Here is a 14162-nt window from a genome sequence, read left to right on the forward strand (position 1 = left end):
ATTTAAGGCGTCCTCATCCAGTAACACGGAGATGGACGCTTTTTTTATGGACGAATAACATCATGGCACATACATAAAGTTGTGGGGAAGGACGTTAGAGCACTTTAGCAGATATATCGTTAAACGATTATTACAATTGGTAGCAGTATTGTTCGGCATCACGTTCCTGACGTTCCTGCTAACCTACCTGTCTCCTGGAGAAAGTCTGTCAGGATAATACTAATGTGCGGATTTTCTTTATAGTCTAAGTAAGGTTATGAAAAAAGAATGATGCAAGAAGGGTTACCCCAGAAGTCCATAGATGACTTTCAGGATAACCCTTTTGTTGTATAACAGGCATGTTGTGTGTAGTTGGGATGTGACACTGGAATCACTTGTGAATGCTTTATCGTATGTGGTTCAGTACACCTATATCATTAAGCACACCATAGTTTTACGCAGGCTGTATAGTACTTAGTCTGACACTTCATGGCTATTTTATCATACAATTATTGATTGCTTCCTTGGGTGATTATCGCTTTACAGATATTCAGTCTTATTTTGGAGAGGTACTCCGCATACAGACTCTTCGGTCCACATGCAGTTGGCTACATATGCTTAGCCAGTCGTGCTGACATGAGAGATTCAAACTAGTGCGGTACTTGGGATTGGAAGTCATTCCGGCTAGACTGATCAGCATGGTAAAAGACAATATCGCCATCCTTCAGCGGCCAGGTTCTACCTTGACTGTCTGTTGGCTTTTTGTTGAAACCTTCCATCTGCCATTGATTCATCAGTGGTGCATGAATGTATTGCAGATGGGGCGCCTCTGTATTTCCATTCCGCAGGCTCTCCATGTTGAAGTTGACTACGATAAAACCATTCTTTAGAAAAATCTTCGATTTCTCATCCAGCTGATTTTGTCGGGCGAGGGGTTCGAGATCCGTACCTTTTGGTACGGCATATACATCGGCCGGCAAGCTGTACTCCCCGTACCAACGCTGGATTGCTGCATTGGCCCGGTCCACTTTGACCCCGGAAGAAATCTCCGTTTTGGGCCCAATGAGTGTCCGAATCGGAGCGGACAGGATCATCCAGTCATAACGACCTACCCATGTTTTTTGATGAGATGTCTGATCGACTAGGCGAACCATATGTTCTGCCAACGTACGCTGGCTGCGTTCTTCCGCTGTCAGTCCATAAGTATACTGATAACGCGCTGTATCACCTAACTCTGTCCCGGGTACATTTCGAAGACGTGAGTTAAGGACAACAAAGCGTTTCTCCAGATCCTGAGCCGATCCGATACGGATTAGGCGTTCCTGGCCTCGATGGTAGTACAGATCCACTTCTTGACGGGAGGACCCGTCTTTACTCACAAAAGCAAAAGTGGGTGTAATTCGAATACCATCCTGTTTGCCAAACATATTGCCCTTGGTTTTCAGATCGAACTTGAAATGGTATCCTGTCTTCACAGTCGCGTTAGCGAATCCCTGCACCGGATGGCTTCCTGGTCGAATAGGCAATACAAATGGAGCCAGGTTACCTCGCGGATCACCATCAATGCTATTCATCCCGGTCCAGTAGCTATAGCCCGTTGGTTCGGGGCTACCCAACCGCTTGCGAAATACACTTTCCCAGTTGTAATCAGAGATATCAGTGACGTGAAAATCATATAACCTTCCGATAACATCTACCGGTACGGTGTCTGCTGCAACATGATGTGCCAGATTGGTATTGGCATCCTGTTGTTCGGTAAAGTTTGCAGGTGCATTCTCTGCAATATTGCGGAATACAATATGGTATTTGCCTTCGTCTACCCATACAGGGAGATAGAATGTGGTGTCCAGTTGATTGACCGGAATATCCACCCATGTTTTGGCAGGGATAAACTGACTCCGATCTGCGTTATAGACATCAAATGGGAATTGCACCTGTTTGATTCGAAAATATTTGGCATAGTCCCGATTTCCATAACCGGGATAACTCGCTGCGTCCAAGTGCTGTCCCGATGTGGGAATTCGCACAATGAACGGACGTTCCAGAATGAGTGCAGCACTGGTTGGGTCTGGTACGGTTTTCTGATTATGCGGCTGATCATCCGATACCCAGGCGTAGTTGACGACAGGGGTGTGTAGGGTGACCGTGTTGATGCCGTTAATCGGTAATATTTTATTGGCACCGCCATTCACGTTACCCGGTAGCAAATCATAATAGATCTCACCAGAGCTTGTGGTGTTTGCTTTATTCAGCAGGGAATTGCTGATCATATTACCCGGTTTGTACAGCACATCACGCCCAATCATCGTTGGATTAGGAATATTGGATGGCGTTGGGCCATCTTTGGTTGCTTCCACATCATTCATAATGGTTGTGTTGTTGAATTTCACTAGATCATTATTCACTTTACTTTGAGGTGTGTTGGACTCAGCCATCCCTTTTAACCGTGATGTATCATCTGGCACACTGGGAGGTTGGTTCAAACCACCTGTTAATTTGGGTGGAGTATATGAGATTGAAGTGGTTTGCCCTGGTCGTACATGGCTTTCTACGGATTCATCATTTTTAGACTCCAGTGTTGGTGGTGTGTATCCTGTTGGATTCATCGTAACGGTCTCACCGGGCAAAGCGTAATTATTCATGGTTGCTTTAGCGATCTTGTATACTTCCAGATTGTTAATTTTCCAGTAGGAGTAGTCTCTTGTGATCTGGAAGTTGTATGGCTTGGGTACCGTGTCGTTCGCGGGTACAGGTGGCCCTGGTGTACAACCATCATCATCACATTCCTCTGGTCCAGGTACTGTCCACTCTCTGTCGTACGAGATTGTGACATTACAGTTGTATGTAACTTTACCGCTCATTTTCGCCCAAGCTTGTTTAAATAGGTAATTGTCAGCAAAGGCATTTGTGTAGAGTGACTCGGAAGTAGGGATTCCTCTTAACACATTGAATGTCTCATTATCTCTGTTATCTGACTTGATAACACCGTTGGTATTTGGATCGAGATCATTCATGCTCATGATGGTTCCAGCAGAAGGTGGTCCAATCGTTGGTGTGCAACCTCCACCGCCTCCGTTACCGTCGCCTTCGCCAGTACCTGGGCTCTCTTCAACACCAATGTTTGTAGTGGTAGTTAACTGAAAATCGTCCTTCTCCCACAATACGGTGATGGTTGTTGTTCCTCTGCTGACGGCTTGGACTACTCCGGAGTTACTAACGGTAGCAACACCAGGATTGGATGATTCCCATGTAGTTGTACCACCGCTACTGGTGTTTACATTGGTTTCTGCACCAAAGTTTCCATCTCCAGTTTTCGTTTTGACCGTTGCATTCAATTGTTTGGACTGGTTCAAGCTAAGTTGTCCGCCAGCGGTAAGATTGATCTCTTTTGTTATTTCGGCTTGGCCTTCCCAGTATAGATCTGTGTTAAAAAGATAATCTGCAGAATATTTGGGTAACTCATAGGGTCTGTATTCAGTAGGCTCAATAGCTGCACCAATTTGCACAGAAAATTTTGTCTTTTTCTCAGTAAATGATTCTACATTTAATAGGATAGGTAGTCCAGGCCGATAGTAAGCTGTGTTATCCATATAGATAGGAGATATGGAAGTAGAAGTAATTTCGTTTCTTGGATGTGGATTACCTTGTTTATCTAAATACTCTGTAGGCTCATAGCTAGGGGCTTCTAAAGATAAATTTACACATATTATCGAAGAATTTGGCTTATTGGTAGCAGGATTATTACCTAACTCTTGTCCGTTACATTCTCCAACTACTTTCCATTTCATATTATCTAGTTGAAAAATATAAATCCCGATATTAGTAGTTCCCTTACCTTGAAGAGGGATAATTTTTTTCTGGGATTTTGAGGGAGTAGAAGGCTCTATTCTGGAAGATTGCAAAATGGGTTTGTCCCCAGGACCACCTCCTGCAAAAACAGCAGGAGGTGAAATGAAGACTAAACTTAATGTGAGAATTGCGAGAATCGTTTTTTTCAATAGTTTAAGCAAATACACATTACTTCACCCTTATCATTAATTATTAATTAGGTCTTACTCTGAAAACCGTCCCATTTTTTAGAGTGAGTAAAACTTCTGGATTGAGTTCTTTGTCGAAATGTAACAAACCTTCTGCCCAATAAATTGGATTCTTAACATTAAATACTCCTTTTGCACCAAGTAAATTACTGATACGAGGTGCGCTGTAACTAAAAATCGCTTCGCTATTAGGTGATTTAAGAGGGTTAATAGTAGGAGAGTTAATTAGACTTCCACCTTGTAATTGATTCATAGTGTTCTTTATTTCAAGATCGAATTCAACAAATGAATAATATGCTCCTCTTACCAGTCTGTCTTTCTCATCTACAAAGACAGGGTAGTAAATGCTTCTATCGGAATCTGTAACATAAGGGTTAACAACAATCCAATTTCTCACTTTGAGATCAGCGTAATTAGTTTTGGTAACTATTTCTTGATTACGAATTTTGGAAAAGTCCCCAGTCACCTTGCTGTAGTCGTAAGGATAGTTGCTCTCTGAAATCACCTGATACTTAGGCGCAATAATATTCAAATTCGTCCCCGTCAAACCCACTGCTCGCAGTTCATTCAGAGCCTGAAAATCGGCAGGTTTTTCCTTGGAAACTGTTGCATAACGGGCGATCAATACAGCTACTTCAGCTCGTGTTGTAGTACGATCAACGCCAAATGTTTTATCGTTTGCCACACTCATCAGTCCTGTTCCCAGCGCAACGGCTACTGCATTTTTTTGAGCGCTTGCGAGTTTACCAGTGAAATATTCCTTTGTAGGCACAACGGTGTTGGTTACATCAGAGAGTGCTTGTTTGTACTCAGGATCAACCACGGTTAGCCCTTGCGTTAGCCAAGTAGCCATTTCGCCTCGTTGAAGAGCGCCTTGTGCATCCAATTTTCCCTTGTAATTAGAAGGGTTGATAAAACCTTTTGCGATAGCAATTGAGACACCACTCTTTGCCCACTCGGGTATGTCCGTGAAATTATTTTGTTCTTGTGTCGTTGCATTAGGCTGGTCGGATAAACGTCCCAGGATACTTGCCATTTCAGCTTTGGTGACTGGTGAACTTGGTTTAAATGTCCCATCGGCATACCCCTTGAAATACCCTTGTTCCACGGCTGAATTAATCGCTGCGGATGCCCAGTGTGTAGCTGGAACGTCCTTGAATTTAGTTGTAGCTTGTGCGGCTTCTACAGAACTCCCAACACCTCCAAAACCTACGATACCCCCTGTTAATAAAGCCAATGCCGTTACGCCGGAAATCATCATTTTTCTCATAAATTTTACTCCTCTCAATTGTGAGTTTTTCTCCTTGATATGTACTTTTCAGGCTACTAGATACTAAATTTGTAATAATAATCAATATTCTACCATGTATAACTAGGCTATTGGTATGATTTATCAATATATTTTCTCCTTTCTACACAACTGTTACTAATGCTCAAGACCTATATTTCCTCAAAAAACACAAAAAAAGGCCACGAATCCGCAGATTCATAGCCTTATGCTTTAAGGTCTCCAACATATGTAGTTCCATCAATAATCAATAAATCAAGAATACTCGATTTCCAAACATTTGAAAAGCCCTATTCTTCTTACTCAAAATAAAGTCAGGCTATCGGTGTTCCATTAGGTAATGGACTATCCGGTGTGAGCAAGACAACATCGCCTTCACCAGGCACGCCGCCTAGCACAAGTACTTCAGAGACAAAACCGGCAATACGCCGGGGTGGGAAATTAACTACAGCAATGACCTGTTTGCCGATCATCATGTCAGGCGTGTAGCGCTGGGTAATCTGAGCACTGGAGCGCTTAAGACCAAGTGGTCCGAAGTCGATCGTCATTTTAATAGCGGGTATGCGAGCCTTGGGAAAGGGTTCGGCTTCCACCACGGTACCAACACGGATGTCATGTTGCATGAACTCTTCAAAAGTAGCCATAGGGGTAGATCTCCTTTCAACTATTGGGGACTATTTATAAATGAAAAATCAACAAAAAATCCAGATTACGCTGTATCGTAACCTAGATTTCTGTTGTGTTGCTTTGAAACAAATTAAGCGCCGTTCCAATTCTCTCCGGTGAGGTATTTCTCGGTGAGGATGGATAACATCTGAATACCTACTTCATTATGTCCGCCTTCTGGAATAATGATATCGGCATACTTTTTGGATGGCTCGATAAAAGCATCATGCATTGGTTTTACCGTTTCGAGATATTGCTTGTACACGGATTGGATCGTGCGTCCGCGTTCTTCAATGTCTCGTAGTACTCTACGTAGAATCCGCACATCGGAATCAGTATCAACGAATACTTTGATGTCCATCAGACTGCGAAGATGTTCGTCAATCAGCACATGTAACCCTTCTACAATGACAATATGGTTCGGTGCCAGTTCAACCGTCTCATTGGCAGCACGGTTATCTATGGTGAAGTCATATACGGGGGCATACGCCGCTTGGCCTTTTTTCAACAGGGTGAGATGCTCAATCAACAGATCATTATCGAATGCAAACGGGTGATCGTAATTGGTGAGTCGGCGTTGCTCAGGTGTGAGCTGCGACTGGTCTTTGTAATAATTGTCTTGGGATATAAACGTAACCTTACCTGATCCCAGACGGTCTATAACGGAGCGAGCTACCGTCGTTTTACCGGAGCCGGTTCCTCCGGCGATACCAATAATGAGCATGGTTGTTCCATAAGCCTCCCTAGAATGGCAGCATAGTCATGGATAAAGAGCACTGTTCCACAATCGATTCAGCATCTTTACCCACATGTCTGTCTGTGAATACACAATTCCTTCATTGTACCACAGCGCTTTGCTTTTTTCATCTGCCTTGGAGAGGGATGTATTCCCTAGGATTGGATGATTGACTTTTTTTAAAACAGCACTATAATAAACTTATATTCATAACACGGACTGTTACTGGGGAAACCAGGCATGACCGAATTCGATTGCTTTACTGTAATCGCTTTCGGTCTTTTTTTATTTTTGTTGGGGGGTGAGAACATTGAAGGTTATCAAGAAAGTAAACAATAACGTAGCCATCGCTATTAATGAACATAACGAAGAGGTTTTTGTCGTAGGCAAGGGTGTAGGATTTCTGAAAACGCCCTATGAGCTGACGGAGACGGACTTGGTGGAGAAAATATTTGTAGCACCAAAGAATATCCGTATGTATGACCTGCTGAACAGTATTCCGATTGAGGATATTTATCTCGCGGAGGAAGTCATCAAGCTGGGCAGTCAGATCCTGAATAAAACATTTAACCCGAATCTGCTTCTCACCCTGTCTGACCATATCAGTTTTGCATTAACCCGAACGAGAGAAGGCATCCGTATCAAAAATCCACTGGAATGGGAAGTGCGGACACTCTATCCGGACGAGACCCGGGTGGGGGAGGCTGCGCTGAAGCTGATTCAGGAAAAAACGGATATCGCTCTGCCAACAGCCGAAACAACACTGATTGCTCTGCATTTTGTTAATGCACAGGTTGGATCGGGAGAGATGACGGATACCACCAAGGTGACCACAGTTACGGGCGAGATCCTGTCCGTGATCAAATATGCGCTCAAAATTGACTTTCAGGAGGATTCCATCCATTTCATGCGCTTTGCCACACATATCCGGTATTTCATTCTGAGGCAGATGAGCGGTAAGTCCCTCAAGGATGAGAATGAATCGCTGTTCCTGATGGTGAAGGAGAGGTTTCCGAAAGAACTGGCTTGTGTGGAGAAGATTGCTGATTTCCTGAAAAATAATTACGGCTGGACCTGTTCGGATGATGAAAAATTATATCTGATTCTGCATATCCAACGATTGATCTCAAATGAACCAACGGAATGAACTAACCGAATAATCCATATTGGACTGTTACTGATTCGATCAGGCATGACCAAGCGTAGGGAATGACGATTCCCCGGCTTGGTCATTTTTTATATATCCAATTTATTCATGTAGAGGAGAAGGGTCATGAACAACAAAGACTTGGCTAAAAACGTACTTGATCTCGTTGGCGGCGAGCAAAATATATCGGGTCTGACACACTGTGCAACCCGTTTGAGATTCGTATTAAAGGATGATAACAAAGCAGACCTCAAGGCGCTGGATCAGCTCGAAGGCGTGCTCAAGGCACAAAATTCCGGTGGACAGGTTCAGGTTGTTATCGGTGCCAAAGTAGACGCGGTATATAGTGAAGTGAAGAATCTAACTTCTGACAAGATTGGAGAGCTTACGGAGTCTACAGACAGTGGACCGAAAAAGAGACGTAACCCCGTCAACGTAGTGCTTGAAACCATCGCAGGTATATTCACGCCTGTTCTGCCAGCACTTGTTGGTTGCGGGATGATCAAATGTTTGGCTACCGTTATAACTGCCATGGGTTACCTAGAAGGCTCCGGTTTCCTGACAATCATTAACATGATCGGGGACTGCATTTTCTACTTCATGCCGTTCTTCCTGGCTGTCAGTGCAGCAAACCGTTTCAAAACCAATCCCTATTTGGCGGTAGCTCTTGCTGCGGGACTAATGCATCCAACCATTTTGAACGCTGCGGCTCAGATTGCTGAGACGGGTGTAAACAGTATTGATTTTCTCGGCATGCCGATTCTGTTGATGAAATATTCCTCTTCCGTCATTCCAATCATTTTGGCGGTATGGATTATGAGTTATGTGTATCCAATTGTTAATCGAGTAATTCCTAAGTTTTTGCAGGTCCTGCTTACCCCAATGATTGTTTTGTTCATTATGATTCCAGTGGAACTGATCGTGCTTGGACCAGTAGGTTCATATATCGGTGACTGGTTGACGAATGGCATTAACTCATTGTTCTCCACTGCAGGTGTTCTTGCTGGTGCGATCCTTGGATTTTTCAAACCGATCATGGTTATGTTCGGTATGCACTATGCCATCATGCCGATTCAGGTTCAACAAGTGGCTACCCTGGGTGCAACCGTGCTGTTACCAACGGCACTGGCGGCGAATTTGGCTCAGGCTGGAGCAGCCTTCGGTGTGTTTGTCCTAACGAAGAGTAAAACGATGAAATCAGCGGCTGCTTCGAGTGGATTCACTGCGTTATTCGGGATTACCGAGCCGGCGATCTATGGTGTAACGCTGAAATACAAACGTCCGTTTTTCGCAGGTTGTCTGGCAGGAGGATTAGTTGGTGGATTCTACAGCTTGGTGCATACAACAGCGAATGCAATTTCACTTCCAGGTGTATTGGCAATTGGCACGTATTCATCGGATCGTTACATGTATGTCGTTATTGGTTGTGTTGCCGCAGTTGTACTCGGGTTTGTGTTCACGCTGTTGGCGGGCATCAAGGAAGATACAGATGGAAATAAATCGAAGCAGCAAGCTACGAATAAAGCAAATAGCAATCAGGTAGCAGTTGCCACAGAGGTAACTCCAGCGTCCGTATCATCACAGACATCCACTTCTTCTGACATGCTTATCGTTAGTCCAATGACAGGGGAGATCAAACCGATCTCTGAAGTGGAGGATCAAGCGTTTGCCCAAGAATTGATGGGTAAAGGCATTGCAATCGTTCCGACAGATGGCAAGGTATATGCTCCATTTGACGGGGTAGTCGAAGCACTTTATCGCACCAAACACGCCATCGGATTGAAAGCTGCGAATGGTGTCGAGATCCTGATTCATATCGGGGTGGATACCGTCAGTCTGAAAGGGAAATATTTTAACGCCCATATCGAACAGGGACAGACAATCAAGGCAGGGGATTTATTGGTTGATTTTGATCCGAAGGGTATTACGTCAGCAGGTTATAACACCATTACATCAATTGTGGTAACCAACATGCAACAGTACGGAGATGTGCTGACTACAGCGACCAGCGGCCCGATCCGGGAGAGTGAACCTTTGATCAAGCTGATTCCATAAGAACTGCTCATCTTTTCATTAAGCTACAAGTTACAAGCTAGATGGTCTTAATAACACGTAATAACAGGAGGAAACTAAAATGACGAATTCCAATTTTCCAAAAGATTTTTTATGGGGCGGTGCACTGTCTGCCTGTCAGGCCGAGGGAGCTTATAATGTAGATGGTAAGAGTCTGACCATTCCAGAAGTGATGAAATTTAACGAGAAGAACGACCGTAAAGTGACCAAGCAGATCAGGGTTAATTGGGAGATGATTGAAGAGGCCAGGAATGACCCGGATACCGTGAAATATCCGAAGCGCCGGGGAATCGATTTTTATCATAACTTCCGTGAGGATATCGCCTTGTTTGCTGAGATGGGCTTCAAAGTATTCCGTTATTCGATTTCATGGGCCAGAGTATTCCCGGGTGGCGACGATGCTACTCCGAATGAAAAGGCATTAGAGTTCTATGATCAGGTTATTGATGAATGTCTTAAACACGGTATGGAGCCCTTGATCACTATCAGTCACTTTGATACACCAATTGTACTGATGGACAAGTTCGGAGGATGGTATAACCGCAAATTGATCGATCTGTATGTGAACTATTGTGATGTGCTGTTCAATCGCTACAAGGGCAAAGTGAAATATTGGGTGACGTTCAACGAGATCAACATGAGCGTGAAAGCATCGGCCAAAACGCTGGGAATCATTGATTATGATGCTCCAAATTATGAGGAAATGTTGTTCCAGGGGTTGCATCATCAATTTGTAGCTGCATCCAGAGCAACCAAGATGGCACATGAGATTGATCCGAATAACCAGATCGGAAGTATGGTGGCTTATTTTACAACGTATCCTTACACTTGCAAGCCGGAGGACGCACTCCAGATGCAACAGGATGATCAGATGAAAAATCAGTTCTATCTCGATGTGCTCAATAAAGGCGAGTACCCTTACTATAGTAAAACGTATTTCAAAAACAAGGAGATCCAGCTGAATATCGAGGACGGCGATCTGGATAGCATTAGTGCACACACGGCTGATTTCGTGGGGATGTCGTATTACAACTCGATGATTTCCAGCAGTGATACGGAGCAGCTCGAACTAACGGCAGGTAATGTACACAGCGTATATAAAAACCCGCATCTGCCCGCTAACGAGTGGGGGTGGCAGATTGATCCGATTGGCCTGCGGTATACGCTTAATCTCGTCTATGATCGGTATCAAAAACCTGTCTTCATTCTGGAGAATAGCTCAGGTTTCTACGATAAACTGAATGAAGACGGAACGATCAACGATCCTTACCGGATTGATTTCCTAAGCAAACATATCGAACAGATGGGACTCGCCATTGCTGATGGGGTCGAGGTGTTGGGATACACGATGTGGGGACCAATCGACATGATCAGTTCAGGGACCTCCGAGATGAGCAAACGGTACGGATTTATCTACGTCGATCAGGACGACTACGGCAATGGTACGCTGAAAAGATATCGTAAGGATTCCTTCTTCTGGTATCAGAATGTGATCCGTACCAACGGAGCAGAACTGTAACGCACCATGAACATTTTGGGTCGTATCCAAAAAATACCCGGCGGCTTGCTGATTGTTCCTATGCTGGCCGCCGCGGTCATCAACACGGTGTTTCCATCATTTTTTCAGATCGGAGATCCAACAACAGCGCTGTTCACATCGAAAGGTACCATGGTGCTGATCGGTATGATTTTACTGATATCAGGAACACAGCTTAACTTGTCACAGCTTCTGGTGACCTTGAAGAGAGCAGGGGTGCTCTGTATTTCACGCATCCTCATCAGCTGCCTGTTCGGATGGGCGTTTGTACACTTTTTTGGCATACGTGGGGTCGGGGGAGTGTCTGCGGTAGCCTTCATTGCCGTTCTGACCAGTTGTAATCCAGGATTATATCTGGCCTTGATGAACACATATGGAGATGATGTGGATCGGGCTGCGTTTGGCATTCTGAATCTGATCGCCGTACCGGTTATTCCGGTCATGATATTGAATTCGGCAAGCGGTGTCGGTATCGATTATCTCAGTGTACTTGCTACACTAGTACCTTTTTTGATCGGGATACTGCTTGGTAACCTGGATAGCAACATACAAAAGATGTTTGCTCCGGGAACACTGATTCTGCTACCTTTTCTAGGTACAAGCTTTGGGTCCAATATTGATCTGCGTATTGCATTTCAGTCCAGTCTGTCCGGCTTGCTGGTCACCGTGTTATTTTTGCTGATCTGTATGTTGCCGCTCATTGGAATCGATCGCACGATATTAAGACGGCCCGGTTACGCAGCGGCTGCGACATGTTCGGTTGCTGGATTATCCATGGTGGTGCCTTCGATGGCTGCCGGGTTCAATCCGGCGTATGCACCATATGTAGACACAGCTATCGCTCAGATTGCGTTTGCCGTGATCCTGACGTCGGTGACCGTGCCTTACATCGTGAAGCGTTTGGCTGGAGGAACAGCAACGGAAGCTTCTGCTTCGACAAATCACTAGAAAAAAACAGCATGTGTTCTGTCAGATTATGACGGATCACGTGCTGTTTTGCTTTGTACATCTATATGATCTCCTGGGGGAGGAGAGGGATCGATCGGTTTATTTTACAGACCCAGCAGTTGTTTAACACTTTCAGCTACAGCTTTGCTAGATTGCGGATTCTGTCCTGTGACCACGCGGCCATCTGTTGTGACATAGGAACCGAAGGCAGCAGCTTTATCATATTGTGCAGCGCGTTCTCTCAAAGCATCTTCCAGCAGGAAAGGAACATACTCGGTTTGTTGAGCCAATGTTTCTTCTTCATTCGTGAAGCCGGAAACGGTTTTGTCGTTGATCAAAAGCAGGCCGTTGGACAGCTTCACATTCAACAGGGCTGTAACCCCGTGGCACACGCCGGATACAACGCCACCTTTTTCATAGATATCACGAGAAAGCTCTTGAAGTTCGGCATTGTCCGGGAAATCCCACATTGTACCGTGACCTCCTGTGAAGTAGATTGCATCGTAGTCACTCGCATTTACTTCGCCAGGTTTCAACGTATTTTTCAATTGGTTCATGAACGTTTCGTTCTCGAAATAGGCTTTGGTGCTCTCATCCAGAGAATCGCCGAGGCTTTTCGGATCAAGAGGTACGTTACCACCTTTAGGGCTAACCAGATCGATCTGAACATTGTCATTATGGTCAAACTCTTCAATAAAGTGAGTTGCTTCGCTCAGCCACAAGCCGGTAGGCTCATCCTTCGTTGCGTACTTATCTACATTTGTTAGAACAACCAGTATCTTTTTCATATAAAAAACCTCCCGTAAAGTATATAACATCAATTTATATTAAATATCACAAAATTAAATTGTGTAAAATCTATTAGTGAATATAACATAACCATGTTCTAAAGTAAAATCATGAACGTATCGTCAATCTCCAATGTGACTTTCAAGCGTTGGAGTAAAGAACAAACTAGTCGTAGTAAATATGCCCGTAAGAATGCACTTTTACTTAGTATGCCCTGCTTAATTTACTCAAATTGTAAGCGGAGGTAGGCGGGTGTAAGGGAAATTGAGATTAATTCAAATTTGAAGTTAATTTGATTGTACAACTAGTTCTTTTGATTTAGAATGGCGGAAGATGCCAACAAAAAACTGGTACAAATTACATATATACTTGGAGGAACATTCATGAAACGTTCAGGCAAATTTTTCGCTTCAACAGTAGTTGCTGCTGTTGCTGCAGTATCCATCGTCTCTTCAGCTTCAGCGAGCACAGTTTCAGTCTCCAACATCTCTGGCGTAACACCTATCAACATTAGCAGTATGGATATCGAAACGGCTTTGATGATGGTTCAGAGCGAACGCGCCAAATTGCTGGATGCGCAATTGCAAACGCAAATCCAGGAAGTACAGAACCGTAATCAACAGATCGCGGAGTTGAACTCTCAATTGCAGGTAGCCCAGCAAAACGGGGATGAAGCAGCTGTTCAAAAGCTGAAAGGTCAAATTGATGCTGCAAGCAACTCGCAACAGATGGACATGCTTCGTCTGCAGTCCATGTCCAACAAGCGCAATGAAGCGTTTGATGTCATGACAAACTTTGTCAAAAAAATGCAGGATTCGAGATCATCCATCATCGGTAACATGCGTTAAGAACGGATGATTAACTGCTGCAACAATACAAAAAGAGCGAAGTCGGAATTCAAATTCCGAAACTTCGCTCTTTTTGTGTTTCTCTTTTTTTATGATATATATCATCTAATCCAA

At 44.1% G+C, this 14162-nt stretch carries 10 protein-coding genes; 5 read left to right on the top strand and 5 right to left on the bottom strand.

Going from position 1 to position 14162, the window contains the following annotated elements; all coding sequences use genetic code 11:
* Nucleotides 1-629: 629 nt before the first annotated feature.
* The 4 genes from MKY95_RS01295 to udk all read right to left on the bottom strand — a co-directional run bounded on the left by MKY95_RS01295 (nucleotide 630) and on the right by udk (nucleotide 6694).
* Complete coding sequence (locus MKY95_RS01295; RefSeq protein ID WP_339196452.1) at nucleotides 630-3569, bottom strand: DUF5704 domain-containing protein; 2940 nt, start codon at nucleotides 3567-3569, stop codon at nucleotides 630-632.
* A gap of 451 nt (nucleotides 3570-4020) precedes the next feature.
* Entirely contained in the window at nucleotides 4021-5286 is a 1266-nt protein-coding gene (locus tag MKY95_RS01300) for an S-layer homology domain-containing protein (RefSeq protein WP_076320075.1), read from the bottom strand.
* A gap of 332 nt (nucleotides 5287-5618) precedes the next feature.
* Nucleotides 5619-5948 (bottom strand): chaperone CsaA, encoded by a 330-nt coding sequence (csaA, locus tag MKY95_RS01305; RefSeq protein ID WP_076320076.1) that lies wholly within the window; start codon nucleotides 5946-5948, stop codon nucleotides 5619-5621.
* Between the two features lie 113 nt (nucleotides 5949-6061).
* Nucleotides 6062-6694: a uridine kinase gene (udk, locus tag MKY95_RS01310; RefSeq protein ID WP_017691162.1), complete on the bottom strand. Its 633-nt coding sequence runs from the start codon at nucleotides 6692-6694 to the stop codon at nucleotides 6062-6064.
* A gap of 313 nt (nucleotides 6695-7007) precedes the next feature.
* Here udk and MKY95_RS01315 point away from each other — a divergent pair, with 313 nt between their 5' ends.
* The 4 genes from MKY95_RS01315 (at nucleotide 7008) to MKY95_RS01330 (ending at nucleotide 12411) form a co-directional block, all read left to right on the top strand.
* Nucleotides 7008-7853 carry a PRD domain-containing protein gene (locus tag MKY95_RS01315; RefSeq protein WP_256721350.1) on the top strand — a complete coding sequence of 282 codons (846 nt, stop codon included), beginning with the start codon at nucleotides 7008-7010 and terminating at the stop codon, nucleotides 7851-7853.
* Between the two features lie 126 nt (nucleotides 7854-7979).
* A complete protein-coding gene (locus tag MKY95_RS01320; RefSeq protein ID WP_076320078.1) occupies nucleotides 7980-9908 on the top strand; it encodes a beta-glucoside-specific PTS transporter subunit IIABC in 1929 nt (642 codons plus the stop codon).
* A 79-nt stretch (nucleotides 9909-9987) separates the two neighbouring features.
* Entirely contained in the window at nucleotides 9988-11445 is a 1458-nt protein-coding gene (locus tag MKY95_RS01325; protein WP_076320079.1) for a family 1 glycosylhydrolase, read from the top strand.
* A gap of 6 nt (nucleotides 11446-11451) precedes the next feature.
* Nucleotides 11452-12411 (top strand): 2-keto-3-deoxygluconate permease, encoded by a 960-nt coding sequence (locus MKY95_RS01330; RefSeq protein WP_076320080.1) that lies wholly within the window; start codon nucleotides 11452-11454, stop codon nucleotides 12409-12411.
* Between the two features lie 104 nt (nucleotides 12412-12515).
* Here the strand turns inward: MKY95_RS01330 and MKY95_RS01335 are convergent, their stop codons facing one another.
* Nucleotides 12516-13199 carry a type 1 glutamine amidotransferase domain-containing protein gene (locus tag MKY95_RS01335; RefSeq protein ID WP_076320081.1) on the bottom strand — a complete coding sequence of 228 codons (684 nt, stop codon included), beginning with the start codon at nucleotides 13197-13199 and terminating at the stop codon, nucleotides 12516-12518.
* A 384-nt stretch (nucleotides 13200-13583) separates the two neighbouring features.
* On the opposite strand from MKY95_RS01335, the gene MKY95_RS01340 reads away from it, so the two are divergent.
* A complete protein-coding gene (locus tag MKY95_RS01340; RefSeq protein WP_051447427.1) occupies nucleotides 13584-14048 on the top strand; it encodes a hypothetical protein in 465 nt (154 codons plus the stop codon).
* Nucleotides 14049-14162 lie beyond the last annotated feature (114 nt).

It is taken from the genome of Paenibacillus sp. FSL P4-0176 (genome assembly GCF_037975265.1).
GTDB lineage: Bacteria > Bacillota > Bacilli > Paenibacillales > Paenibacillaceae > Paenibacillus > Paenibacillus amylolyticus.